Source organism: Promicromonospora sp. NPDC060271 (genome assembly GCF_042726755.1).
Taxonomy (GTDB): domain Bacteria; phylum Actinomycetota; class Actinomycetes; order Actinomycetales; family Cellulomonadaceae; genus Promicromonospora.
Genome location: NZ_JBHXBG010000078.1, coordinates 1 through 25,950 on the forward strand (window position 1 = coordinate 1; position 25,950 = coordinate 25,950).

Consider the following 25,950-nt stretch of genomic DNA (forward strand, 5'->3'; position numbering starts at 1 on the left):
CCCCAGGGGTTCCGGTCGCCTGAAGCCTGCCGAACGGGGCCGGCCGCCGGGCCACCGTCAGGTCACGGGCCCGTCGTCAGGTACGTCACCTGGCGGGCGCTGTTGACCGTCTCGCCCGTGTTGTTGATGACCCGCCGGATGGTGCCGACCCCGCCGAGCGAGACCGTGACCATGTTGTGGAACCGCACGCCCGACCGGACGGGGACCTCGAAGGCCCGCGCGTTCGCCACCGACGGGTTGACGTTGAAGAACGCGTAGCTGCCCAGCCCCCAGGCCTGGTGGTCGGTCACGGCGTCGCCCACCTTGTACGCCGCCCAGCCCTCGGTGGAGCCGTTCATGTAGGCGGCCTGGTTCGGCGGGTCGTACGGCATCTCGTTCTGGTAGAAGTACGTCCGCCCGCGCTCGCCGTTCCAGATGGTCTGGTACTGCTGGTAGTGCTCGACGAACAGGCCGTACATGGTGACGTCGTCGCCGTTCACGATCAGGCCGTTGCGGCCGGTGTTCACGGTCCAGCCCACCGTGCCGTTGTTGCCGTGGTCGGCGCGCCAGATCCAGGCGTGGTCGCCGATCACGTCGTCGCTGTTGACCTCCATGCTCACCTCGGCCTTGCCGGCGATGGACCCGCCCACCCTGATGAACACGTCGGACAGCACCGTCGGGTTCGCCGCGTGGTCGGCGGACGAGCCCGTCGGACCCACCTGGAGCAGCACGCGGGAGCTCGTGGTGCCGGCGTCGAACATGATGCCGGCCAGGCGCACGCCGTCGACGTCGGCCACGTTCATGGCGTTGATCCCGCCCTGCGGCACGAACGTGGCCAGCCCCAGGCCGAGCACCACCGTGTTCGCCCGGTTGACCTGGAGCGTCTGGTTGAGCTGATAGGTGCCGGGTGTGACCAGCAGGTTCTTGCCCGCGGCGAGCGCCGTGTTCATGCTCGCGGCGGTGTCGCCGGGGCGCACCACGTGGAAGTCGCTGATCGGCAGGGACCGCCCGGCGGGGTCGCCGTTCGCCCAGGTGGTACCGGTCGACCCGGTACGGACGGCCGGGACGAAGACCCGGTAGGAGCCGTTGTCGTCGACGTAGAGGTAGGGCTTCTCGGCGACCTTCGGCGTCGCGGCGATGGTCGTGTAGGGCGGGTTCGGGAAGCTGTTGCCCGGCGCCCCCGTGCTGCCGACGAACACCTGGTTCCAGTTGGAGCCGGTCCAGCTACCCATGGCGGAGTTCCGGGTGAGGAACTGCTGCTGGGTGCCGGAGTTGATCTGCCCGTCGATCTTCGAGTCGGCGATGAGGCCGCCCGAGGACCAGCCGCCGTCGGACAGGGCGAGGTTGCCGCGCAGGTGCATGCGCCGGTAGGGCGCGGCCTGGGAGACGGACCAGCGGTCGTTGCCGTCGGCGGGCGTCACGGACAGGCCCTCGGCGGAGCGCCAGAAGTTCTGCGTGGCGTTCTGCGAGCCGTCCGGCCACCAGTCGGCCTCGACGTGGACGTGGCCGTTGATGTTCACGTCGTCCGGCACGAGGCCGAGGCCCGCCACCTGCGTGAAGAAGCCGACGTTCGCGTCGACGTCGTACGAGCCCGGGTAGAACAGCAGCGCGTGCCGCTGAGGGCCGAACTGGTTGGTCTCCTGTGCGTCGAAGACGCTGTTGAGCTTCGACTGGACCGCGGCGTCGGACATCGAGGTGTCGAAGACCGCGACGTTCGGGCCCAGGTCCGGGTTCGCCGGGTTGGGCAGCACCGGGTCCGGGTCGGGCTGGGGCACGGAACCTCCGGAGTGGGACCACTTCTGGTGGGCGGCGCCCGTGCAGGACCAGAGCTGCAGCACGGCGCCGTTGGCAAGGTTGCCGCCCGTGATGTCGAGGCACTTGTTGGCGGCACGGTTGACGAGGTCGCCCGCGGCGGACAGGGTCCACTTCTGGCTCGCCACGGAGTCGTAGCAGTCCCACAGGTGCACGACGGCGCCGTCGGCCGTCGAGCCGTTCGCGACGTCCAGGCACTTGCCGAGCGCCTGCACCGAGCCGTTGTCGGCGAGTGTCCACCGCTGGTTGGCGTTGCCGGAGGTGCAGTCCCACATCTGCGGCCGGACGCCGTTCGCCGTGGAACCGTCGGTCACGTCGAGGCAGCGGCTGTTCGCGGCGCTGACCAGCGTGCCGGTCGTCGCGGCGACCGCCCCCGGCGGGGCCACCACGCCGAGCAGGCCCGCGAGCACGACGGCGGCGAGGGCGCCCACCGCTTTCCGAACAGATGACATGACGGCCTCCGGCGAGTCTCCGCCGCCGCGTCGGTGCGGCAGCACCTCACCATAGGGAGAAACTTACTGACCTGTCAGTTGTGGAAATCCCCTATGCGCGGGCGGCCGCTCACGGCACGCTCAGCGCCGCCGAGGCAGCGGCCGCGGCTCCTCCGGGTCGCCGTCCCCGCCCGCCCCGACGCCCGCGCCGACGCCTGCTCCGACCGGGGTCCGAGCCGGGGCGAGCTCCGCCTCGTCGGCGGTCGCGCGGCAGTAGACGCGCTTGCCGCTGCCCTTGCAGAGCTCGTTCAGCCCGACGGCGAAGGCGTGCAGGTCCTCCGGGTCGGCGCGGCGGAACCGGCGGGACAGCGACCAGTGCTTCACGACGTCGTCCAGCGTCGCCGGGCGCACCATCCCGAACAGGGACACCAGGTGGTTGGACAGGCGGATCACCAGCCGGGCCCCGTCGGCGCTCTCGGCCACGAGCTGGGCGCTGCGCAGACCGTCGTCCCCGACCGGGCCGCCGAGCAGCCGCTCGAGCTGACCGAGCACCGATGCGGGGTCGACCACGTGGGATCCCACGCTGCCGTCGATCTCGCCACCGTCGATGGTCAGGGCTGCTGTCTCGTCGTCCGCGACTACGAAGTACTCGAACCTCATGCGCGCATCTTTCCGCATGTCAGGGGGTGCTCGGTGCCACTTTCCGCCTGCTGCCTTCGCATCCCGTGGAACGGGTCGCCGAGATCAGCCCTCCGCGCCGGGCACCGTGACCACGATCACACGCCCGCCCAGGCCACGTACTCCTGCCGCTGCCGCCCCAAGCCGTCGATCTCGGTCTCCACCACGTCGCCCGGCTGCAGGTACGGAAACCGGCCCGACAGCGCAACACCCTCCGGCGTACCCGTGAGCAGCACGTCGCCGGGCTCCAGCGCCAGGTACTGGCTCAGCGTGTGCACCAGCACGTCGACGCCGAAGATCAGGTCCGCCGTCGTGGAGTCCTGGCGCGGCTCGCCGTTCACCCACGACCGCAGGCGCAGGCCCGCTGGGTCGGCGCCGTCGGCCTCGTCGGGCGTGACGAGCCACGGGCCGAACGGGGTGAACCCCGGTGCGCACTTGCCCTTGGACCACTGGCCGCCCGACTCCTCGAGCTGCCACGTCCGCTCGGACAGGTCGTTGGCCACGGCGTACCCCGCGATCACGTCCCTGGCCTGCTCGGGCGAGTCGAGGTAGGACGCACGACGGCCGATCACCACCGCGAGCTCGACCTCCCAGTCCGTCCTTGTGCTGCCCCGGGGGATCGTCACCGTGTCGTGCGGCCCGGCGATGGTGTTCGGCGTCTTGAGGAAGATGACCGGCGCCTCCGGCGGCGCGGACCCGGACTCCGCGGCGTGCGCCGCGTAGTTCATGCCGACGCACACGATCGCCGACGGCCGGGCCACCGGCGAACCGAACCGCACGCCGTCCGTCTCCACGGCGGAGAGCGTCCCCGCCGCGAGCGCCGCCCGCGTGCGCGCTACGCCGTCGGCCTCGAGGAACGCCCCGTCGATGTCCGCGGTCAGCGGGCTCAGGTCGCGCCAGCCGGTGCCGTCGTGCACCACCGGGCGTTCCTGGCCGGGGGTTCCGATCCGGGCGAGCTTCATCCTTGCTCCTCTTCGTTGGGCTTCGTCGGCAGGCCGTAGACGCGCCGGGCAGTACGGTGCCAGACAGCCGCCTGTTCGGTGGACGTCAGTCCAGCCAGCAGACCGGTCAGCGTCTCCACCCACCCGGCGTAGCGCGTGGCCAGGAGGCTGACCGGCCAGTCCGACCCGAACATGAGCCGCTCGGGTCCGAACACGTCCAGCGCGTGGTCGACGGCGGGCCGCAGGTCCTGGCTCGACCACTCGGTCCAGGACGCCTCGGTGACGAGGCCGGACAGCTTCGCGGTGACGTTCGGCTGCGTGCCGAGCTCGCGGATCGCGTCCGCCCATGCGGCGAGGGCACCGCCGTCGGCGGGTCCCGGATCCGCGAGCGGCGGCTTGCCCAGGTGGTCCAGGACGAACGAGACCTCTGGCAGCTCGCGCACGAGCCGGGCCACACCGGGTACCTGCTCGTGCCTGGTCACCAGGTCGACCGTCAGCCCCTGCTCGGCCACTGCCCGCATGCCCCGGCGCAGGTCCGGGCGGTCGAGATAGCCGGGGTCGTGCTCGGCCTGGACCATCGACCGGACGCCCACGAGGTGCCGGCCGCCGGGCCCGGACCGGAGCCCGGCCAGCGCGTCGGCGACGCCGGGGTCCGCGAGCTCCACCCAGCCCACCACGCCACGGATCACCGGGGTGGCTTCCGCGACGGCGAGCAGGTCGGCCGTCTCGGACTCGGTGGGCACCGACTGCACCACGACGGTCCCGGTCACGTGCTGCCCCGCCAGGGCGCGCGCCAGGTCGTCGGTGGTGAAGTCCGCGTCGATCGCCCGCATCGACACCGGGTCGATCCAGGGCTGTGGTGTCCGCGTGCGGACCCACAGATGGTGGTGCGCGTCTATCCGCTCCATCGAGGCGTCTCCTGTCTCCGTGCCCGGGCACAGGCTAGCGGCGGCACCGGCGAGGTGAGCCAGACCGACCAGCTCGTGGTCGCGGGCGGCTCAGCTCGTGCGGGAGGCCCGTACCAGCGCGACGCCCAGCGCCACCAGGATGGCCGCCGCCAGGCCGATGGACCCGACCGTCGCGCCGGTCGCGGCGAGGTCGCCGGAGCCCGGCCCTCCGGCGCCCGTGCCCGGGGCGGGACCGGCCGAGGGCTCCGGGGTCAGGTCCGGTGTCGGGCCGGCGCTCGGCGTCGCACTCGGGGCCGGGCGCGGCGCGGGCACGGGCAGCCGCACGACGTCGAAGTGCTCCCCGAGCCGGTTCTCCCCCGCGCCGGTCACCTCCACCGAACGTTCGGTGCCGTCGGCGGTGTACCCGTCGGGCGCCGTCAGCGTGATCACGTAGTCGCCGGGGGCCAGGTCGCCGGTGAAGTACCCGCCGGCGGCGTCGGTGGCCAGGGTGATCGAACCGCCGGGACCGGCCACCGTCAGCGTGGCGTCGGCCACGGGGGCGCCGGCGTCGTCGGTCACCGTGCCGCCGATGGAGCCGGGGCGGGACAGTCCGAGGTCCAGGTCGGTCAGGTCCTCGGCCGCGACGGTGACGTCATGGGCTTCCCGCCCGTCGGGGCGGTATCCGTCGGGCGGCGTCACGCGCACCGTGCGGTCGCCGGGGAGCACACGGGCGAAGAGGTAGGTGCCGTCGGCCGCCGTCGTCGTGCCGACCGTCCCGTCCGGGCCGGTCAGCGTCACGACGACCCCCGCGAGCGGTTCCTCGCCCACGGTCACCGTGCCCGAGAGCGACGCGGGCGCCCGGACGGTGAAGTCGTTGCCGGTGCTCGGCCCCTCCTGGCCGACCGCGACGGTGACGCCGTCCGGCGAGGTGGCCGTCACGTGCCCCTCGGGCAGGTCGCCCAGCGTGAGCGTGTAGTCCTGCGGCCGGTCGTCGCCCGTGTCCCACCCGACGTCGTCGATCAGGTACTCGCCGGCCGAGCTCGTCACCGCGGTGCGCGGGGTACCGCCGCCGACCGGTGTGAGGGTGACGGTCGCGCCGGGGACGGGGGCGTCGTCGTCGGTGCGCACCGTGCCGCTCACGGCGACCGGCCGGACCTCGCGTGCCGCGAGGTCGGCACCCATGGCGTCGGCGGAGCTGAGGTCGATCTCGTCGACCGCCCGTTCGCCGGAGGGGACCAGCCCGTGCGGGTAGGTGTCGTCCGCCTCCGGGAGCGTGGTGAGCTCCACCCGGTAGCCGGGCGCCGCGACGTAGCCGGGGAAGATGTACTGACCGCTCGCGTCCGACGTCGCGGTGTCGAGCGCGGCGCCGTCCGGGCCGAAGAGCGTCAGGGTCGCGCCGGGCACGACGCCCTGGGGCGCACCGCCCGCGTCGACCAGGTCGACGGTCCCCGCGATGTCGCGGGTCAGGGACGCGAACCACGTCTGGTACGCCGGGAAGCCGCTGCGCTGGTAGAACTCGACGGTCAGGCTCTTGATCGGCGCGGTGGGGCGGAACCAGCCGGCGGCTCCGGACGTGTCGGCGGCGGCGGCGTTGCCCAGAAGCTCACCGGTCGCCGGGTCCCAGGTCGGCACGTCCTCCGGCGCCCCGGCACAGGACGGCGACCCGGCCCCCTGGCAGTAGTTGAGACCGCCCTGCCAGCCCAGCTCCGTGCCGGCGAGCAGCCGGCCGTCCGCGCCGCGCGCCGTCACCACCGCACGGTCGGCGTCGATGTCGCCCAGCACCAGCGCCCAGCCGCCCGGCGGCGTCGGGTGCTCGAAGGTGTAGGTGGTGGTCGACGGCGTCGTCGGCCGGTCGGCCTGCGGACGGAGGTTGAGGTACTGCCGGCCGCGGCTCGACCCGAGGACCTCGCCCGGCGGCGTCGCCGGGCCGAGCCACGAGGACTCGCCGGAGACGACGCCGACGCCGCCCCGCGAGTCGGAGGTCACCGTCGCGGCGGGGAAACCGCCGGCCGGCAGCCGCACCGTCGTGGACCAGTCGCCCGCCGATCCGGTCAGCGGCTCCCAGTCGGCCCACCCGGCGGATGCCCCAGCGGTCGCGGGCATCGCCGGCACGACGGCGCCCAGCGCGGCAAGCACTACCGCCGCGAGTACGCCCAGGCCCGCCGGGGTGCGCTTCACAGTCGAAACGGTAAGCAAGAACCTGCGTAACCGCGCGAGGACGCCGCCCCCCGCCCCGACCGTTGAGTGCTGGATATTTGCCCCTCCAGCACGTCCAGAAGGGCAAATATCCAGCACTCAACGAGGCTGGACGGTTACTGCGCGAACTCTCGGGCCCGGATCTGGGCCAGGTGGGCGTGGACGAGGGGGAGAACACTCGCGCCCTCGCCGCTCGCCGAGGCGACCCGCTTCATCGAGCCGGCCCGTACGTCGCCGACCGCGAAGATGCCGGGCACCGTCGTCTCGAGGCTGGCCGGCGGGTGTCCGTCGACCCACAACTCCCGCGGCACGTCCCTGCCGGTGAGCACGAACCCGCGCTCGTCGAGTGCCACGCCCTCGGGCAGCCACGAGCAGTCGGGCTCGGCGCCGAGCAGGCAGAACAGGCCGTCGGCCAGCGTCTTGAACGGCTCGCCGGTGTCCAGGTTCTCGAGCCGGAGCCACTGGAGCCGGCCCTCCCCGCCGCCGTCGGCGACCACGGTCCGGGTCCAAACCTGGATGTTCGGTGTCGCCTCGATCTCGCGGATCAGGTAGGCCGACATGGTCTCGGCCAGGCTCTCGCGCCGGACCACTATCGTCACCGCGCCCGCGAACTTGGCGAGATGGATCGCGGCCTGCCCCGCCGAGTTGCCGCCACCGACCACGTAGACGTCGCGGTCCTGCATCTCGCGCGCCATCGACGTCGCAGCGCCGTAGTAGACGCCAGCGCCCACGAGGTCGTCGACGGCGGGCACGCCGAGGCGGCGGTACTTCACCCCGGTCGCGATGACGACGGTCCGTGCGCACATCTGGGCGCCGGCGACGTGCACGTGCTGGTGCTCGGGCTCGTTCGCCGGTCCCGGCTCGATCCGGACCGCCGGGCGGCCGGTGAAGAACCGCGCGCCGAACCGGCCCGCCTGGATGCGGGACCGCTGGGCGAGCCGCATGCCCGAGATCCCGCGCGGGAAGCCGAGGTAGTTGCGGATCATCGAGCTCGACCCGGCCTGGCCGCCGATCGCGTCCCGCTCGAGCATCACCGTGGCCAGCCCCTCGGACGCCGCGTAGACGGCCGCGGCGAGACCGGCCGGGCCGCCGCCGACGATGGCGACGTCCGCGATCACGCCGTCGGGGATCGAGTCGAACCCGCCGTAGATGGCCTCGGTGACCGCGGCGGGTGTCGCCGCCGAGAGCACCCGGCCGGTATGGGTGCGCACCAGCGGGAGCTCCGCGCCGGCCCCGGCGGCCTCGACGATCTCCTGCGCCGCGTCGTCACCCGGCGCGAGCGAACGGTAGGGGAAGCCCAGACGCTCCAGGAGGTCCCGGACCGCCGCCGCGTCACGGTCACCGGGCTCCGCGACCAGGTCGTTGATGGTCACCAGCGGCCGCCCGACCGACCATCCCCACTCGGAGAGCAGTTCGATCAGCGCGGTGTGGAACTCCTCGTCGCGCGGCCCGCGCGGGATGACGGCGAACGTGTCCATGTCGCGCCGCAGCGCCGCAGCGCGCAGGTCGTCGATCGCGCCGGCGAAGTCGTCGAACCACACGAGCGCCACCCGCCGCGCCGTCGCGACGATGGCGGGCACGTGGTGCAGGAACTCGATCGACGTGCCCTCGTCCAGGACGTGCTCCGCCGCGACCATCGCGATCTGCGCACCGTCGCGCACCAGGTCCCGCGCACGGTCGAGGCCCGCGTCGAAGCCCACGGCGACCGCTATCCGGTAGTCGCGGTCGTACCGGGCGCGGAACTCCTGCTCGACGACGTCGGCGTGCTCGCCGACGACCAGGAGGATGACTGGCCTGTCGCTCATGGCGCAAGCCTAGACGGGGCCGGCCCGCCGCTCACCAGCCCCTGATGATCGGCTCGCCGTGGTCGGACGCCGCCCACTGCCGTGCGGCTCGACCGAGCTTGTCCGGGTTGACCTGGCTGAGCACCGCGGTGATGCCGTCGTCGGTCGCCTCGAGGGTCATGACGCCGACCAGCGTGTCCTCGACCACGGCGACGAGCGCGGGCCGGCCGTTCGCCGTCCACGCGTAGAGGTCGGGGCTCCCGCCGAGCGCGGCCCGCTTGGCCTCGGAAGGCTTGAAGAGCCCGCGCAGGAACTTCGCGACGGCCTCGGCGCCGACGAACGGCTTGGCACGCGCCGGGACCTTGCCGCCGCCGTCGCCCACGCCCGTCGCGTCCGACGTCAGCAGCCGGATCAGCGGCTCCGTCCGGCCGCTCGTGGCGGCGGCGAGGAACTCCTCCACCACCTGCCGGGCGGCGGCCTGGTCGACGGCGGCGCGGGACCGCTCGGCGGCCAGGTGCTGCTTGGCGCGGTGGAGGATCTGCTGGCTGCCGACCTCGGTGATGTCGAGCATCTCGGCGATCTCGGCATGCGAGTAGGCGAACGCCTCCCGCAGCACGTAGACGGCACGCTCGTTCGGGGTGAGGCGCTCCATCAGCACCAGCACCGCCGTCGACACGGAGTCGCGCTGCTCCGCGGTGTCCGCCGGACCCAGCATCGGGTCGCCGCCGAGCACCGGCTCCGGCAGCCACTGGCCGACGTAGACCTCCCGCCGGGCGCGCGCCGAACCCAGCTGCGTGAGGCAGAGGTTCGTCAGCACCCGGGTCAGCCAGGCCTCCGGCACCCTGATCTCCGCGCGGTCGGCGGCCTCCCAGCGCAGGAAGGCCTCCTGGACGGCGTCCTCGGCCTCCGCGGCGGAACCCAGCAGGCGGTAGGCGATGGCCTCGAGACGCGGCCGGAAGCCTTCGAAGAGGTCCAGCTCGTTTCGCCGGACCGAGTCCATGGTCATGGAGCCGACCCTACGGTGTCGGCGGACCGGGCCGCCGCGGTCCCGGGCGACCCGGAAAGTTCGCCCGCGGGTGGTGGCCGGTTCCACGCGCCATGGGGCGGCCTGCGGCTCTACGCTGATCCCACCATCGAGCCGGGCTCGCCGGCCCGGTGCCAGGTCGCCCGGACGGGAGTCAGCATGTCCTTCACCACTCGTGGTTTCTCCGGCCGCAGACGTGAACCGGACACACGCCTCCCACCCGGCCAGACGCTGGTCCAGGACTGGCCGGTGCTCAGCGCAGGACCCACCCCGCACGTCGACACCGCGGACTGGGAGCTCACGATCCGCGACGAGACCGGCACCGACCACCGCTGGAGCTGGGACCAGTTCCTCGCGCTCGGCGTCGAGGACGTCACCGTCGACATCCACTGCGTCACCCACTGGTCGAGACTCGACATGGCCTGGCGCGGCGTGAGCCTCGACAAGGTCTTCGAGAATGTCGAGTCCGAGCACGAGTTCGTCATGGCGCACTCCTACGGCGGCTACACGACGAACATCCCGCTGGAGGACCTGCTGGACGGCAAGGCCTGGATCGCCACCGAGGCGGACGGCGGGCCGCTGGACCCCGAGCACGGCGGCCCGGCCCGGCTGCTCGTGCCGCACCTGTACTTCTGGAAGAGCGCCAAGTGGCTCCGCGGGCTGACGATGATGCCCGACAACGACCCGGGCTTCTGGGAGCAGTACGGGTACCACCTCTACGGCGACCCGTGGAAGGAAGAGCGGTACTGGTGACCGCGCAGCCCGCCGCCCCCGTCCGCCGGCCGCACGCTGCGTGGCACGTCGCGACCGTCGTCGAGACCCGCCACGAGACGCCCACCGCCGCGCGGCTCGTCCTCGCCGTACCCACGTGGCCGGGCAGCGACGCGGGCACGCACGTCGACGTACGCCTCACCGCTCCGGACGGCTACCAGGCGAGCCGGTCCTACTCGATCGCCTCGTCGACCCCGGCGGGGCAGGTGGTCCTCGCGGTCGACGAGCTGCCGGACGGCGAGGTCTCGCCGTTCCTGGTCCGCGAGGTACGGCCCGGCGACCAGCTCGAGCTGCACGGCCCGCTGGGCGCGTTCTTCGTCTGGCGGCCGGGCGAGAGCACCCGTCCGGTCCAGCTCGTGGCGGGTGGCTCCGGCGTCGTCCCGCTGTATGCCATGGCCGCCGCGCACGGCGCAGCCGACGACCCCACGTCCTTCCGGCTGCTCTACTCGGTCCGCACCCCGGCGGACGTCTACTTCGCGGACGAGCTGGCCGCGCTCGCCGGGCCGGCCTTCGGACTGGACGTCGTCTACACGCGTGCGGCCCCGGACGGCTGGCCCGACGCCGTCGGGCGACTGACCCGGGAGACGCTCGCCGCCCGCACGATCCCCGCGGCGGAGCGGCCGCGCGTCTACGTCTGCGGCTCGACGGGTTTCGTCGAGGCGGTCGCGCGCTGGCTGCAGGAGCTGGGCCACGCCGCGGCGGACATCCACACCGAGCGCTTCGGAGGTCTTTAGATGACGAACCATCTCGACGGCAATGTTCTCGCGGGCGCGCTCTCCGAGGTGTTCAGGAGCGACGTGACCGCCGCGCGCGCCCGCTGCGGCGGCTGCGGCCAGATGGCCGCGATCGCGGAGGCCATGGTCTACACCGACGCGCCCGGCCTGGTGGCCCGCTGCGCGGGCTGCGACCAGGTCCTCGCGACGGTCGTGGACACCGGCGACCGCCTGATCCTCAGCCTGGCGGGCCTGAGCGCCATCGAGCTGACTCGCCCCGTCCCGGCACGTTGAGTGCTGGCTATCTGCGCCTTTCCAGCCCCGGAGAGCGCAAATAGCCAGCACTCAGCTGGCCGTCAGTGGGACGTGAGGAAGGCGTCCAGGGCCGGGAGGTCGTCGGTGTTGATGTGGTCGACGCCGGCGTCGGCGAGCTCGCTCCACACCGCCTCGCGTGCCGCGCCCGGCTGGTCGGGCGTGGCCCAGAACCGCACCCGGTAGCCGGCGGCGTGCGCCTGGTTCACGAACGCGTGCAGGAGCTCCCGCTCGGCGGCGGGCATCGGGCCGACACCCTGCCAGGTGAAGAGCTTGGTCCAGTTGTCGCTGACCAGCGGCATCAGGTTCGCCGGGAGGCCGGAGCCCAAGTCTGTTGAGCGCCCGTCGTAGAACGCGTACCGCACGGGCTGCGCACGCATGGTCTCCAGCGGCCGGTTGCCGCTGATGACGGCGGTCACCGGGCCGGTCCGCACCTTGCCGTGCACCGTGCGCGTCATGAGCCGCGCGTGCTCGGCGAGCGCCTCGTGGACGGCGGCGTACGTGGTCTCTCCGTCCGACTTGATGTCGATCAGGAGCTGGAGGCTGCCGTCCCAGCCGGGATAGACGCTCCGCCCGCGGCCGCGCGTCAGGTCCTGCAGCGGGTCGAGGTAGAGGCTCTCCAGCGTCCGGGCGGGGTCGACGTCGACGAGGTCGTGCGCGACGAGCAGTTCGCCGTCGACCAGCCAGACGTCCGCCTCGACGCTCGTGAAGCCGTGGGACAGCGCGTCGTACAGCGGGCGCTCGTGCTCGTAGTCGTTGTGGGCGTGCGCGGCGTCGTGCGGCTCGCCCAGGTCGACGCCCGGTCCGGGCGAGGTGGCCGACGCCGGCGTGGCCAGCCCCGCGAACAGGGTCGCGGCCGTGAGGGCCGCGTCGACGATGGTTCTTCCGCGCATGTCGTCTCCTTGTGCCTGCTGGATCTCGCCTGCCGAGTGCCTGCCGATCCAGCTCATGCAAGCGCCGGCCGCTGACCGGACGGTGAACTCCGGACGACGCGGGGCCGTCGGCGAGCGGAACCGCTCCGATGGGTACCTCTTCCCATTCCGAGAGGTTCGAGGGAGTGCGAGCATCTCCCCTGCCGGTGCGGAATACCCCACCGGCAGGCTGAACCACCGGGTCGCTGGGTGACCCGCCGAGGGGAGAACGTTCATGAGGAGAGCGCCTGCGCTTCTCGCGGTGATCGCTTTGCTGGCCTCGATGCTGGCTGCCGTGGTGGGTGTGGCAGCGCCCGCGTCCGCGGCGGCCCGGGACGGGAAGTGCGACAGCGGTGAGTTCTGCTACTACTACAACAGCGACAACGCGGGGTCCGTCTCGGACTTCACCGGGTCGACGAGCGACCTGGGTGCCACCCAGCCGTCGTGCTACGAGTTCAAGAGCTCCGGCGCCGGCCAGGGCCAGTGCGTGAAGAACAACGCCGCCTCGGTGTGGAACCGGACGGGCCAGACGGTCCGGGTCTACTTCAACACCGCGTTCGGCGGGATCTACCAGAACCTCGGGGCGGGGTACAAGGGACAGCTCAGCGCGGACCTGTACAACAACAACGCCTCGCACAAGCTCGTCGGGACCGCCGGGACCGACACCGGCGCGCGCAGCGGCACCTGTGAGACCGGCGAGTTCTGCTACTACCACAACAGCGGTAACACGGGGTCGATCTCCGACTTCACCGAGTCAGCGGGCAGCTACGGTGACGCGCAGCCCACCTGCTACGACTACAAGGGTGCGGGCGCCGGTCAGGGCTCGTGCATCAAGAACAACGCGGCCTCCGTCTGGAACCGGTCCAGCAAGACCGTCCGCGTCTACTTCAACAGCAACTACGCCGGCACCTACCAGGACGTCGCGGCCGGGTTCAAGGGACAGCTCAACAGCACCCTCTACAACAACAACGCCTCGCACCGGTTCGTCGGCGTCACGGCTCCGGGTGGCGGCTCGCGCAGCGGCACCTGCGAGACCGGCGAGCTCTGCTACTACCACGACAGCGGCAACACGGGGTCGATCTCGGACTTCACCGACTCGGCCGGCGACTACGGCACGACGCAGCCGTCGTGCTTCGACTACAAGGGCGCCGGCACCGGCAAGGGCGAGTGCATCAAGAACAACGCGGCCTCCGTCTGGAACCGGTCCAGCAAGACGGTCTGCATCTACTACAACAGCTACTACGGCGGTTCCTCGCAGAAGCTGGCGGCGGGCTTCAAGGGCCGGCTGAACAGCACGCTGTACAAGAACAACGCCTCCCACAAGTTCGTCACGACGGCCGACTGCCCCGCCTCCAGCGGCCCGGTCGACCCGGGCGAGCCCGGCGGGGACACGAGCGGCGACTACGCACAGAAGGTCGAACGCGTCATCCAGGCCGCGCTCGCGCAGACCGGCAAGGGCTACACCTACTCGTGGGGCGGCGGCAACAAGTACGGCCCGACCTACGGCGTCTGCTGCAGCCCCGGCGGGTACGACGACCGGAACCGGTTCGGGTTCGACTGCTCCGGCCTGACGCAGTACGCGTTCTGGCAGGGCGCGGGCGTCGACATCGGCACGTACACCGGTGCGCACCTGAACAAGGGCACGAAGGTCTCGATGAGCAACCTGCAGCGCGGGGACCTGATCATGTGGGGCGGCTGGTCGAGCACGTATCACGTCGCGATATACCTGGGCAACGGACAGATGGTCGAGGCGTCGTCGCCCCGGACCTCCACCAGCGTGCACGTGACGAACGTCTACGGGGGCGACTTCGGGATCCGCGTGAAGATGTAGTCCCTGCGCCAGAGCTGGACGACACGGTCCTGTCACCGATCTCGGTGGCAGGACCTTGCCGTGTCCGCTCACTCCTGCTCGACGTTGCGCGACGCGCACGGGGCCGCTAACCTCATGCCAAGACGATTTGCCAATACGTTTTGGCGGCGCGTTCCCGGCGATGGAGAGCCTGCGCCACAACCTCAATGACGAGTGGAGTCCGAAGTGATGAAGTTTCGAGTGCACGCAGAGGGCGGCGCCCGGCGCTTTCCCGCTGCCGCAGCAGGAGTCGCCGCAGCAGCCCTCGTGCTGAGCGGCTGCGGCGTCGGCGGCGGGAGCACGGCCGAGCAGACCACGGGCAGCAAGACGCTGACGGTCGTGGTCGAAGGAGGCGGCAAGGCCGAGCTTCAGCCGGTGGCCGACCTCTACCAGGAGGAGACGGGCACGGAGGTCACGCTCGTCGAGCTCCCGTACGCCGGCCTCTACGACCGAGTGTCGTCGGAGCTGAAGGCGGGAGAGCCCTCGTTCGACGTCGCCGCGCTCGACGCCATCTGGCTGACGGCCTTCGCGCCAGGCCTGGCACCGATCGACGACCTCGTCACCGACGACGTGCAGTCGGACCTGTTCGACGGTCTCGTGTCCGAGGCCCAGGTGGACGGCCACTTCGTCGGGATGCCGGTGTGGACCAACTCCGAGATCCTCTTCTACCGCACCGACCTCTTCGAGGACGAGAAGAACAAGGCGGACTTCGAGGCGGAGTACGGGTACCCGCTCGCTCCCCCCACCACGTGGGAGCAGTACCGGGATGCCGCCGAGTTCTTCACGCGCGACACCGACGGTGACGGCGAGACCGATCTCTACGGCACGGACGTCAAGGCCGCGGTGGAGACCGAGTGGCTGGCCACGGTGTCCCAGGCCGGCGAGGAGCACATGGTCCTCGACGCCGGGACCAACGAGGTCACCATCGACGACGAAGCGCACAAGGCCGCCCTCGACTACTACGTCAGCCTGCTTCCGTACGCCCCCTCCGGGGCCGCTCAGCTCGACTGGGCGGGAGCACAGAACCTCTTCTACCAGGGGCAGCTCGCCATGATGCGGTTCTGGGGGCACGCCTACCGGCAGACCCCGGACGACTCGCCCGTCAAGGACGACATCGGCGTGGCGCCCATGATCGGCGGACCGGGCGGCGTGGCCGGCGTCCCAGGAGCCTGGTACCTCTCGGCGCCGTCCACCGGCAAGAACCCGGAGGCGGCGAAGGACTTCATCCGGTTCGCGTACGAGCACAACGACCTCTCCGCCGACACGTCGCTCGGCCTCGTTGCGCGCAAGAGCGCCTTCGAGAGCAAGGCCGGAACAGCCGGGTACGAGAACTATCCAGCGCTGGTCGCGACGCTCGAGTCGCCCCGGTCGCTGCCTCGTCCGGCGACCGAGAACTGGCAGGAGATCGTCGACTCGGCGCTCGTGCCGATGCTGCAGAAGGCGGTCGAGCCCGGTGCGGACACGGGCAAGCTCCTCGAAGAGGCCAAGGGTCAGATCGAAGCGATCGTCGAGTAGGCGATCCAGAGCTCAGGAGACATCACCCGTGGACACCTCCTCCCGCCACGCCGGGGCCGGAACGGCACACACCGTTCTGGCCTCGGGCCGCCCGCCGACGGGCCACCCGCGAACAGGCCACCCGCGAACAGGCCGCAAGGATCGCGGCGACCGCCGGTTCGCCCTGCTGCTCATGACGCCGGCGGTGCTGTTCCTCGCGGCGTTCGTGCTGTGGCCGCTCGCGCGATTCATCTATGACAGCTTCTTCGAGATCTCTCCGTTCGCGGGCGCGCCGAGGACGTTCGTCGGGCTCGCGAACTACACGGAAGCCTTCGCCTCCGACGCGTTCCGGTCGGCGTCGGTCCGAACGGTGGCCTACACGCTCGTCGTCGTCGGTATGGAGTTCGTCCTCGGGCTCGCCGTCGCCCTGCTGTTCACGGCGCTCGGCCGGCGATCGGCGGTGTTCCGCACCATCTTCATGTACCCGCTCATGATCGCCCCCGTCGTGGCGGGCCTCCTGTGGCGGTTCCTCCTGATCGACAACTTCGGGATCGTCAACCAGCTCCTCTTCGAGGCGGGCATCCTCTCGCGGCCGGATCAGGTCCAGTGGCTGAGCGACCCCGGCATCGCCCTGTTCTCCGTCGCGATCCCGGACATCTGGCTCACGACCTCGTTCATCACCCTGGTCCTCTTCGCGGGTCTCCAGAACATCCCGGGAGACGTGATCGAGGCCGCCCGGATCGACGGCGCCAGGTACCCGCGCATCCTGTTCAGCATCATCATCCCGCTCCTGCGACCGGTCATCGCGGTCGCCCTCATCGTGCGCGGCATCGATGCGGCCCGGGCCTTCGACATCATCCTCATCCAGACCGACGGCGGACCGCAGGGAAGCACGACGACGCTGAGCCTCCTGATCTACCGGACCATGACCAGGTTCGGCGATCCGGGCCTCGCCAGCGCGATGGGCACCGTCTACCTCGTCGTGATGCTGGCAGTCGCCATCGCCGCCATCACTCTCATCTGGCGTCCAGGAAGCAGTGCACGATGAATCCACTCGAAACCCGCGGCCGCGGCCGCGTCGTCCTCTGGCTTCTTCTCGCGGCCGCGATCATCCTCTACGGATTTCCGTTCGTCTATCTTCTTCTCACGTCCTTCAAGACGCCGCTCGATGCGATCGCAGTGCCGCCGAGCGTTTTTCCGGAGGTATTGACGCTCGAGAACTACGTGTCCGCGCTCGCTCGTGAGGGCGTGCCGGCCGCGCTGATCAACAGCGTCGTGACGGCGGTCGTCTCGACCGCGCTTTCCCTCGTCCTCGCCGTACCCGCCGCCTATGCGATCACGCGGTTCCGCACCCCGAGCGGCCGGGTGTTCGTCGTCGCCGCGCTCGTCACGCGCATGGTGCCCACCATCGCGGTCGGCGCGCCGCTCGTCGAGATCATGCGCGGCCTCGGGCTGACGGACACCTCCTTCGGACTCGCGCTGGCGCACACCACCATCTCGCTCCCGCTGTCGATCTGGCTGATGGCGAGCTTCTTCGAGGCGGTACCGGACGAGCTCGGCGAAGCCGCGCAGATCGACGGCTGCAGCCGTCCGCAGGCGATGGTGCGTGTCGTCCTGCCCCTCGTGTCGGGAGGGCTCGCGGTCACCGCGATCTTCGCCTTCCTGGCCTCCTGGAACGAGTTCCTCTTCGCTCTCCTGCTGACCTCGGTGCGCGCCCAGACGACGCCTGTCGTCGTCGCGAACTTCCAGAGCCAGTTCGGACTGGACTGGGGTGGGATGACGGCTCTCGCGGCCGTCTACTCGATCCCCGTCATCCTGCTGACGCTCTTCCTCCAGCGGCACATCGTCGCCGGGCTCACTCTCGGAGCGGTCAAGGGATAATTCGCGACCTATGAGAAACACCAGAATGCCTATAAGAACGCAGTGCGAGGAGGCAGCAGAACTGTGGCCGTGAAGAACACAGGAATCCGAGATGTCGCCAAGCTGGCCGGTGTATCGGTGACGACGGTCTCGCACGTCCTCAATGACACTCCTCATACGCGGGTCGCCGAAGAGACGCGGGCACGCGTGCGCGAAGCCGCCAAGACGCTCGGATACGGACCGAACCGCGCGGCGCAGGCGCTCCGCACGAACCGCTCCGGGCTCATCGGCCTGCTCAGCGAGGAGATCGCGACCACCCCGCACGCGGGCCGGATCATTCTCGGCGCCCAGAACGCGGCACGGGAGCACGACCTGACCCTCGTCATCATCAACACGGACCGGGAGTCCGGCCCGAACTCGCACAAGGACGACGTCCAGGCACTCATCGACCGGCAGGTCGACGCCGTCCTGTACGCCACGATGTACCACCGGATGGTCTCCCTGCCGCCGAACCTGCAGGGGCTCCCCACCGTCCTCATCGACTCGACCGACAGGGCGGGGATCGTCCCGGCGGCCGTCCCGGACGAGGTGGGCGGCGCGGTCGCGGCGGTGACGCATCTCGTCGAGGCCGGGCACACCCGGATCGGCTTCCTCAACAACGATGACGACGTACCGGCCACCCATGGCCGGCTCGAGGGATATCGCAGCGTCCTGGCGAAGCACGAGATCGCCTACGACCCGTCGCTCGTCCTGTCGGCACCCTCGGAGACCCTCCCGGGCTACGAGCTGGCCCGCGAGATCCTGAGCAGGCGCGATCGCCCGACAGCCCTGTTCTGCTACAACGACCGGATGGCGATGGGCGCCTACCGGGCCGCGACGGAGCTCGGCCTGGGGATCCCGGACGATCTCTCGATCGTCGGGTTCGACAACCAGGAACTGATCGCGGCGAACCTCTTCCCCGGACTGACCACTGTCGCCCTGCCGCACTACGAGATGGGCGCCTGGGCGGTCGACACCCTGGTACGCCTCCTGGCCGGCGAGGCCGACCGCAAGCTGCTCGCCGACGAACCCACGCTTCTCGACTGCCCACTCGTCATCCGAGGTTCAGTCGCCGCGCCGCACGCCGACTGAAAGGTGCACCATGCTTCGACTTGCCTCCTCCTGGGTCTGGGACTTCTGGATCGCCGACGACGGCGACCGCTATCACCTCTTCTTTCTCAAGGCGTCACGCGCTCTCATCGATCCCGACCGGCGACACTGGCGGGCGACCATCGGGCACGCGACCTCGACCGACCTGTCGAGCTGGACCGAGCACGCGGACGCCGTCCTTCCTGACGACTCACCGAGCTTCGACGACCTCGCGACCTGGACCGGGTCCGTCGTCCGCCAGGACGACGGGACGTGGCGCATGTTCTACACGGCGGTCAGCCGGGCCGAGGGCGGCCTGAGCCAGCGCATCAGCTCCGTGGTCTCGGCCGACCTGTTCACCTGGCACCGTGAACCAGGACGGCAGGTCCTCGTACCGGACCCCCGGTGGTACGAGACCACCGAGACCCGGCAGTGGCCGGACCAGGCCTGGCGTGATCCGTGGGTCTTCCGTGACGGCGAGACCTGGCACATGCTGATCACCGCGCGCGCGAACCACGGTGCCGCCGACGACCGAGGGGTCGTCGGCCACGCCACGTCGTCCGACCTGACGACGTGGACGGTTCAGCCGCCGCTCTCGCGACCCGGCGCGGGCTTCGGCCACATCGAGGTCGTGCAGACGGTGACCGTCGACGGCCGTCCGGTCGGCCTCTTCTCCTGCCTCGGACCGGAGCTCTCGCGCGCACGGCGCGAGGACGACCCGACCGGCGGTATATGGGCGTTCCCGACGGACTCGCTCGCCGGGCCGTTCAGTACCGAGGAGTCGTACCGGGTCACCGACGAGCGCCTGTACGTCGGGCGGCTGGTGGAGGACCGGGCGGGGCACTGGCAGTTCCTCGCCTTCCGTAACGACGACGGACGTGGCGGGTGGGTGGGAGAGATCACCGACCCGCAGCCCGCCGCGTGGGTCGACGGTCGCCTCACGATCCTGGAGGGCAGCGCTCTTGCCAGGTCCTAACCACTACGACGTGACAGCGTGGCCCGTCGGGGACCCGGTCCGGGACATCGGCCAGGTCATCAACAGCATCATCGCGGACGTCAAGCGCCGGCAGGCAGTCACGGCTGACGGCGGAAAGCCCGGCGCCGTCATCTACATCCCGCCGGGCGACTACCACCTTCGCACGCAGGTCGTCATCGACATCAGCTTCCTGCGGATCGAAGGCGCCGGGCACGGCTTCACGTCCTCGAGCATCCGGTTCAACGTTCCCGAGGACGAGTGGCCGGACCTGCACGAGCTGTGGCCGGGGGGCAGCCGCGTCCTCGTCGACCTCGCCCCCGGCGCAGGAGATGACGCGTCCAAGGGCGCCGCCTTCTACGTCGAGCGCGACGGAAGCCCGCGCATCAGCTCGCTCGAGTTCGCGAACTTCCTCATCGACGGACTGCACTTCGAACCGGACGGCTCCGACCTGCAACCCGAGAACACCTACGTCAACGGCAAGACGGGCATCCACGTCGCGAGCGCCAACGACTCCTTCCGCGTCAACGGCATGGGATTCGTGTATCTCGAGCACGCTCTCGAGATGCACAACGCGGACGCGCTCTCGATCCACGACAACTTCGTGGCCGAGTGCGGCAGCTGCATCGAGCTGCGCGGGTGGGGGCAGGCGTCCAAGATCACCGACAACCTGATCGGAGCGGGTTTCAAGGGGCACTCGATCTACGCCGAGAACCACGGCGGGCTGCTGATCACCGCGAACAACATATTTCCTCGCGGAGCAAGCAGCGTCCGGCTCAGCGGGGTCACGCGCTCGAGCGTCAGCAACAACCGGCTGCACTCGTTCTACCCGGGGATGGTCGTCCTCGAGCCGACGAGCTCGGAGAACCTCGTGTCCGCCAACCACTTCCTGCGGGACCACGAGCCCTGGACGCCGTTCCTGGGGATCGACAACGGACGGGACGACACCTACGGGCTTCTTCGCGTGAGCGGCAACAACAACTCCGTCATCGGCAACCACTTCTCGGAGATCATCGACGCGCAGGGCATTCGGCCGGCCGGCTCGACGCCGGTCGTCATCCGGGTGGCTGCCGGGACCGGCAACTACGTCTCCAGCAACAACGTCGTCGCGCTGGACGTCCATGCGGCGACCAGCGACTCCTGTTTCGCGGCGCAGGTGGATGCCCTGCTCGCGACCGAGGCGTCGGACGGTCTCACCGTGACGACGGTCATGGTCGATCCCGGATCGGCTCGGAACACGATCCTCGACTCCGGGACCGAGGCACAGGTCGTCGCCGACAGGCGCTCCAACGCCGTGCGGGCCACGCCGGAGATCGGCTCGTAGCGCCGCGCAGGCTCGGACGCCGCCCTGGCCGGCGTCCGAGCCGGCAGATCAAGCCGGTCCGGACCGGAGCCGGTTCGGGCCGGCGACGGTCGGGCCGACCCAGCTCTGGTTCCGCGTGCCCACGCAGTCATAGATCTGGAGCTGACGGCCGTTGCTGAAGTCGGCCTCCCGGATGTCCAGGCAACGCCCGGACGCGAGGTTGACGAGCGAGCCGAAGTTGCCCTGCCGCCACTGCTGGTTGGTGGCTCCGGTGCACGGCGCAACGTTGACGAGTGTGAAGTTGGCGGTCTGCCCCGGCGGGACCTCGGCACAGACTCCTCCCGTGGCGAGCCGGCCCAGGCTGTCCAGCTCCCAGGACTGCTGCGCGTTTCCGAGGCAATCCCAGATCTGCACCCGGCCCGAGGCGACGTCGCGGTCCACGCACTTGTCCTGGCGGGTGGTCGACACGACGGCGTCGTGGGGCGCCGTACCCGCCGGAGCAGGCTGCCAGGTGGACGCGATGCGGGACAGCCTGAGCGAGACCAGCGCAGCCGAGCCGCCCGACGCGTAGAGCTGGATTCCTTGGCTCCCCGCGGACGAGTCGAACGAGACGTTGTCGCTCACGACGGTCTTTCCGTCGTTCCCGAAGACCTCGAGCTGCCCTCGGTCGACGAGCAGCCGGATCTTCACCAGGCCCGAGACCGGAGGCATCGACTGCCCGTACAGCGTCTGCCCGCCGACCGAGTAGGCGACGGTCCGATCGCTCGAACCGTCGGGGCGCACGTGCAGCCGGAACCCGAACTCGGACGCGGTCGTGCTCCCGACGTCGAAGACGGCATCGATCTCGTAGGTGTCCGCGCGCTCACCGAGGAACGGATCGCTCGCGGGGTCCGCCGTGACGGTGCGTGGCCCCCACGTGCGAGTCGTGGTGCGGATCGTCGAGATCTCGGGGATCGGGGTGCGCGTGATCCGGATGCCCTCCGGATACGTCTTGAGCGCGAGATCGACGGGGAACGACGCGTTGCCGGTCCAGGTGACGCCGGCATTGCTCGGCTGCCACCCCATCTGCACGACCCTCCCGCCGGGGAGCTGGTTGAAGGTCAGCGGCGCGTACCAGGTGGACGGTGCGAAGGCGGCCCCTGAGATGCCCCACTCCATCCGCTGCGGGCCCGTCCAGTCCGGGACGAACATGCCTGACGCGTCGAGGGAACCGATCACGTACTCGCCGCTGGCGTCCTGGAGCACCCACTTCTCGTCGGTCGAGCTGCCGTCGACGGGGAGCTTGTAGAGATCGGGACACTCGACGAACCAGCTCGCCGCGTAGATGCCCCGGTGCGTCCAGTCGAGCAGGTTGGTCGACGTGTAGAACACGGCGCCGGCGCCGGCCTGGAACGTGACCATCACCCAGCGGTTGTGGGCCGGGTCCCACTGCACCTTCGGGTCACGGCTCTCGACCGGGTTGTTGATGACCTTGGCACCACCGTCGTACATCTTGAAGGTCTTCGCGCCGTCCGTCGAGTACGCGATGCTGACGCCCTCCGTGTTCGTGAACAGGAGGATCGGATCGTGGCTCCCCGTCTTGAGCCCGGTGACGTTGTCGACGTCGACCCAGCCCGCGCCGGACCAGAGATTGCCCGGATGGACGCCCGGTTCGAGCGCGATCGGCTGTTGCTCCCAGTGGAGGAGGTCGGTACTCGTCGCGTGACCCCAGTGCACCGTGTCCCAGGCGAGGCCGTGGGAGTTGTGCTGGAAGAAGAGGTGGTAGACGCCTCGGTAGTAGAGCGGCGCGTTGATGTCGTTCATGAAGCCGTTCTGCGGGCTGAAGTGGAACTGTCCGCGGAAGGGTTCGCTGTAGTCGGTGATCGCGTACGGCGACTCCGGATAGTCGGCCGGCTCCCCTGCCGTTGCCACGGGTGCCGGGGCGGAGGACGCGATCCCGGCGAGGGCAAGGCCGAGGGCCAGCGCCATCGCTGTGGTCGCGGGGAATCTGCGGGCGCGCTGAGCAGTCATTTCACTCCGTACTGACGTCGTTGTCCGGTGCGGATGGCGGTGCGGTCGCGGGGCTACGGCGTCGCGCGGAATCCGAACGTCGCGCCGTTCGCCGCCTGGAACTCGGCAGCGGTTCCGCAGTCGAGGACCTTGGTGTTGGTGGTGCTCCCGTCGAGGAAGACGGCGTTCACCGCCAGGTTCGCGGCGTGGTGGTTCGTGGCGACGTAGTTGTTGTCGCCGGACCGCACCAGCACGATGGTCGGCTTGGCACCCGCGGGGGTGATGGCGCTGCTGGGGACATCGAACGAGAAGTGGTTCGAGACGATCGTGTTCCCGCTGCCCCGGACATGGACCAGACCGAACAGGTCGTCCTGGGGGTGCGGAGTGTTCTGGAACACGGGGAACGACTCCCTGTTGCGCAGGAAGTGGTTCGCCGAGACGAGGTTGTTGTGGCAGGCCCCCTCCATCGTGATCATGCCGGAGTAGAAGGCGTGCAGACGGTTGGCGGAGACCATGTTGTTGGTGGCGTTCTTGAGGTGCACCGAGCTCTTTCCGCGCGGGAAGATGTTGTTGCCCGAGATGATCAGCCCGAAGTGGTCCTCGGCGAAGATCGAGAAGCCCGCCGGACCGGCGCCGATCAGGTTGTCGTTGACCATGCTCGCCTGACCGGAGCCGACCAGCTCCACGCAGCTTCCGCACTCGCAGAGGAAGTTGTCCGTGATGTGGAGCGCGTCGGCGTCGACGACCACGATGGCCCGTTCGAGGTAGACCATGCCCAGGCCGACGATGCGGAGGGAGTCGGTGGGCGTGGTCGAGCGGATCCCGATCTTCCCGTTGCGGTAGCTGTTCTGGTCGGGAGTGAAGGACACGCCGTCCATGCAGAAGTCCACCAGCTCGATCGAGCTCAGCCGGGGAAGTCCGTCCCTGTGGATGAGGATCGCCTCGGCGTTCCCGTCGGTGTTCTCGACCCGGATGCGGCTCCCGCCGGGCCAGATCTCGTGCCAGGAGGACGTGTTCCCGGAGTTGTACCGGATGCTGGACGAGGTGAACCCGTGTCCCGAGCCCTTGATCTGCAGATAGCTGATGTCGATCAGGATGCGCGTCTTCAGCGAGTAGTCGCCCGGTGGGATGTAGATCACGGCACCAGGCTTGGATCCCTGAGCCGGCTGATTGGCCTTGATGTCGGCGATGATGCTGTTGATGATCGCGCCGATGTCGGTTTCCGCGGTCGTGGGGCTTCCCGGAATGGTCCAGGTCGTCACGTCATAGATCGTCGAAGGCATGGCTGTCCCATCTCGTTGTCTGAACTGGCGGGAAAGTGGGCTCAGAGGAGCCCGAGCAGCGTCCGGTGGGAGTTGGTGGGCGGCTCGTCGGTCGCTGTCGCGGGTGATTCCGACGCGGCGTACGCGGGCGTCGAGGGGAGGGCGACGTACCCGGCGGCCGTCACGGCTGAGCCGACGACAAGGAAGGCTCTGCGGGAGATCTCGATCGGCGGGAAAGAACTCGCTTCAGCCATCGTTGGGGCTCCTTTGCCTCGGTCTGCCAAAAGGATTTGGCAACTGCGACCGGTCCGACCATAGAAGCCCGCATCACGAGGGGTCAAGAGGCGGTCGGCGTTTGGCAGTTTTTGGCGACAGGGAGCCCGCGGCGGCCCGCGGCCGTCAGTCGATCGTCAGCAGGTCCGGCCAGGAGTCCTGGAGCAGCGTGACAACGGCTCCCGACCCGAACGTGCAGTTGCTCAGCACGGTCGCGGTCGTGCAGGTCGCGGGGTCGTGCGTCGACCGGAAGGCGACGCCTGCGTCGAAGCCGCCCATCACGATCGCGGGATCGTCCGGGTGGAGCCAGAAGCCGGTGCCGTACCGCAGGTCCTCGTCCGGCACGAGTGAACGCGGGTGCGTCATCTCGGTGACCACGTCGGAGGGCACGATCGCACCGGCGTGCAGCGCTCGCCAGAACCTGTGCAGGTCGGCGGCGCTCGTGTAGGCGCCGCCGTCACCGTTGCCGCGCACGGGCAGGTGCAGCACGTTGGTGCGATCACCCTCCGGGTGCAGGTAGCCCAGGGCGGCGTCCCCCGGTAGCTCGTCCGAGCGCAGGTATGCCGTGCTCGTGAGTCCGGCAGGCCCGAGGACATCGGTGTCCACGACCTCCTGGAACTGTCGTCCGGTGATCCGCTCGAGCACGATCGCCAGCACGATGTAGCCGCCGTTGCAGTAGGTGAACCGCGCACCAGGCTCATGCTTGCGCGGGAAGCCGTCCAGGATCGGGAGAAACGACTCGGCGGTCTCGAGCGTGTGCACCGGGACGGGGAGGACGTAGTCGGCCGGGTCCCAGTCGTCGTCCTCGTCGAGGTAGTCACCGATGCCCGACGTGTGCGTGAGCAGCTGCTCGATCGTGACGTCGTCGTCGATCAACGGGAGATCGTCACCGAGGAACTGGCGCACCGGGTCCTGCAGGCGCAGCGCCCCGGACACGACCTGCCGCATGATCGCGAGGGCGGTGAAGCTCTTGCTGCCGCTCGCGATCGCGAACCGCGTGGTCGGGGTGTTCGGCACCGCCAGAGAACGATGCGCGAACCCGTAGGAGCGTTCCAGAACTCGGCGATCGCCGACGTCGACCGTCACGATCCCGCTGAACGATCGCTCCAGCGCCGCGGCGTCCAGCTTGTCGAGGTCGATCATGTGCTGCCCTTTTCCTCTCCGTCACCCGGCTCTGCCGGGTCGCTCCGTAGCGGTACGTTCCCATCCGGCTGGGATCCCGCACCAGTTGAATTCCGGGCCTCCTGGATCACGCTGTCCATGGCCCGTCTCGGAATTGGTTGGCGGTAGCTGATCCCAACCGACTGACTCGGCGTACGGGGTACCGCCAGTCAGTGCGCTGGTCGGACCACGGCCCTGACTCGGCGTACCCGGTACGCC

General features: G+C 70.1%; 22 protein-coding genes. 10 read left to right on the forward strand and 12 right to left on the reverse strand.

Annotated elements, in window-relative coordinates; translation table 11 throughout:
* Positions 1–62: 62 nt before the first annotated feature.
* The 7 genes from ACFWE2_RS13765 to sigJ all read right to left on the reverse strand — a co-directional run bounded on the left by ACFWE2_RS13765 (position 63) and on the right by sigJ (position 9,714).
* A complete protein-coding gene (locus ACFWE2_RS13765) occupies positions 63–2,243 on the reverse strand; it encodes an RICIN domain-containing protein (RefSeq protein WP_377224791.1) in 2,181 nt (726 codons plus the stop codon).
* 120 nt (positions 2,244–2,363) lie between these two features.
* The gene (locus ACFWE2_RS13770; protein WP_377224792.1) at positions 2,364–2,882 is read right to left on the reverse strand and encodes a hypothetical protein; all 519 of its coding nucleotides are present in this window, start codon (positions 2,880–2,882) and stop codon (positions 2,364–2,366) included.
* A gap of 116 nt (positions 2,883–2,998) precedes the next feature.
* Positions 2,999–3,862, reverse strand: a complete 864-nt coding sequence (locus ACFWE2_RS13775; protein ID WP_377224793.1) for a fumarylacetoacetate hydrolase family protein — start codon at positions 3,860–3,862, stop codon at positions 2,999–3,001.
* The gene (locus tag ACFWE2_RS13780; protein ID WP_377224794.1) at positions 3,859–4,749 is read right to left on the reverse strand and encodes an amidohydrolase family protein; all 891 of its coding nucleotides are present in this window, start codon (positions 4,747–4,749) and stop codon (positions 3,859–3,861) included. The genes ACFWE2_RS13775 and ACFWE2_RS13780 overlap by 4 nt, the downstream gene beginning before the upstream one ends.
* Positions 4,750–4,839: 90 nt before the next feature.
* Entirely contained in the window at positions 4,840–6,906 is a 2,067-nt protein-coding gene (locus ACFWE2_RS13785) for a collagen binding domain-containing protein (RefSeq protein WP_377224795.1), read from the reverse strand.
* A 134-nt stretch (positions 6,907–7,040) separates the two neighbouring features.
* The gene (locus ACFWE2_RS13790; protein ID WP_377224796.1) at positions 7,041–8,729 is read right to left on the reverse strand and encodes an FAD-dependent oxidoreductase; all 1,689 of its coding nucleotides are present in this window, start codon (positions 8,727–8,729) and stop codon (positions 7,041–7,043) included.
* A gap of 31 nt (positions 8,730–8,760) precedes the next feature.
* Positions 8,761–9,714, reverse strand: coding sequence for an RNA polymerase sigma factor SigJ (gene sigJ, locus ACFWE2_RS13795; protein ID WP_377224797.1), 954 nt, complete (start codon positions 9,712–9,714; stop codon positions 8,761–8,763).
* Positions 9,715–9,891: 177 nt separating this feature from the next.
* On the opposite strand from sigJ, the gene ACFWE2_RS13800 reads away from it, so the two are divergent.
* The 3 genes from ACFWE2_RS13800 to ACFWE2_RS13810 are packed head-to-tail and all read left to right on the forward strand — an operon-like array spanning position 9,892 to position 11,510.
* A complete protein-coding gene (locus tag ACFWE2_RS13800; protein WP_377224810.1) occupies positions 9,892–10,485 on the forward strand; it encodes a sulfite oxidase-like oxidoreductase in 594 nt (197 codons plus the stop codon).
* A complete protein-coding gene (locus tag ACFWE2_RS13805; protein ID WP_377224798.1) occupies positions 10,482–11,237 on the forward strand; it encodes an FAD-binding oxidoreductase in 756 nt (251 codons plus the stop codon). Before ACFWE2_RS13800 ends, ACFWE2_RS13805 begins: the two co-directional genes overlap by 4 nt.
* A complete protein-coding gene (locus tag ACFWE2_RS13810) occupies positions 11,238–11,510 on the forward strand; it encodes a DUF6510 family protein (protein ID WP_377224799.1) in 273 nt (90 codons plus the stop codon).
* Between the two features lie 62 nt (positions 11,511–11,572).
* Here ACFWE2_RS13810 and ACFWE2_RS13815 read toward each other — a convergent pair whose 3' ends face one another.
* Positions 11,573–12,421 (reverse strand): phosphatidylinositol-specific phospholipase C/glycerophosphodiester phosphodiesterase family protein, encoded by an 849-nt coding sequence (locus ACFWE2_RS13815; protein ID WP_377224800.1) that lies wholly within the window; start codon positions 12,419–12,421, stop codon positions 11,573–11,575.
* A 253-nt stretch (positions 12,422–12,674) separates the two neighbouring features.
* On the opposite strand from ACFWE2_RS13815, the gene ACFWE2_RS13820 reads away from it, so the two are divergent.
* The 7 genes from ACFWE2_RS13820 to ACFWE2_RS13850 all read left to right on the forward strand — a co-directional run bounded on the left by ACFWE2_RS13820 (position 12,675) and on the right by ACFWE2_RS13850 (position 21,067).
* The gene (locus tag ACFWE2_RS13820; protein WP_377224801.1) at positions 12,675–14,270 is read left to right on the forward strand and encodes a peptidase inhibitor family I36 protein; all 1,596 of its coding nucleotides are present in this window, start codon (positions 12,675–12,677) and stop codon (positions 14,268–14,270) included.
* Positions 14,271–14,477: 207 nt separating this feature from the next.
* Positions 14,478–15,803, forward strand: a complete 1,326-nt coding sequence (locus tag ACFWE2_RS13825; RefSeq protein WP_377224811.1) for an ABC transporter substrate-binding protein — start codon at positions 14,478–14,480, stop codon at positions 15,801–15,803.
* Between the two features lie 172 nt (positions 15,804–15,975).
* Positions 15,976–16,830 carry a carbohydrate ABC transporter permease gene (locus tag ACFWE2_RS13830; protein ID WP_377224812.1) on the forward strand — a complete coding sequence of 285 codons (855 nt, stop codon included), beginning with the start codon at positions 15,976–15,978 and terminating at the stop codon, positions 16,828–16,830.
* Entirely contained in the window at positions 16,827–17,663 is an 837-nt protein-coding gene (locus tag ACFWE2_RS13835; protein ID WP_377224802.1) for a carbohydrate ABC transporter permease, read from the forward strand. Before ACFWE2_RS13830 ends, ACFWE2_RS13835 begins: the two co-directional genes overlap by 4 nt.
* A gap of 63 nt (positions 17,664–17,726) precedes the next feature.
* On the forward strand, positions 17,727–18,773 hold the full coding sequence (locus tag ACFWE2_RS13840) for a LacI family DNA-binding transcriptional regulator (protein ID WP_377224803.1): 1,047 nt from the start codon (positions 17,727–17,729) through the stop codon (positions 18,771–18,773).
* 10 nt (positions 18,774–18,783) lie between these two features.
* Positions 18,784–19,746, forward strand: a complete 963-nt coding sequence (locus tag ACFWE2_RS13845) for a glycosyl hydrolase family 32 (protein ID WP_377224804.1) — start codon at positions 18,784–18,786, stop codon at positions 19,744–19,746.
* Complete coding sequence (locus tag ACFWE2_RS13850; RefSeq protein WP_377224805.1) at positions 19,733–21,067, forward strand: NosD domain-containing protein; 1,335 nt, start codon at positions 19,733–19,735, stop codon at positions 21,065–21,067. The genes ACFWE2_RS13845 and ACFWE2_RS13850 overlap by 14 nt, the downstream gene beginning before the upstream one ends.
* Before the next feature lie 48 nt (positions 21,068–21,115).
* Here ACFWE2_RS13850 and ACFWE2_RS13855 read toward each other — a convergent pair whose 3' ends face one another.
* From ACFWE2_RS13855 to ACFWE2_RS13870, 4 genes are all read right to left on the reverse strand, one after another.
* A complete protein-coding gene (locus ACFWE2_RS13855) occupies positions 21,116–23,056 on the reverse strand; it encodes a ricin-type beta-trefoil lectin domain protein (protein ID WP_377224806.1) in 1,941 nt (646 codons plus the stop codon).
* 53 nt (positions 23,057–23,109) lie between these two features.
* Positions 23,110–24,297, reverse strand: a complete 1,188-nt coding sequence (locus ACFWE2_RS13860) for a NosD domain-containing protein (protein ID WP_377224807.1) — start codon at positions 24,295–24,297, stop codon at positions 23,110–23,112.
* Positions 24,298–24,359: 62 nt separating this feature from the next.
* Positions 24,360–24,551 carry a hypothetical protein gene (locus ACFWE2_RS13865; RefSeq protein WP_377224808.1) on the reverse strand — a complete coding sequence of 64 codons (192 nt, stop codon included), beginning with the start codon at positions 24,549–24,551 and terminating at the stop codon, positions 24,360–24,362.
* 145 nt (positions 24,552–24,696) lie between these two features.
* A complete protein-coding gene (locus tag ACFWE2_RS13870) occupies positions 24,697–25,713 on the reverse strand; it encodes a serine hydrolase domain-containing protein (protein WP_377224809.1) in 1,017 nt (338 codons plus the stop codon).
* Positions 25,714–25,950: the final 237 nt, after the last annotated feature.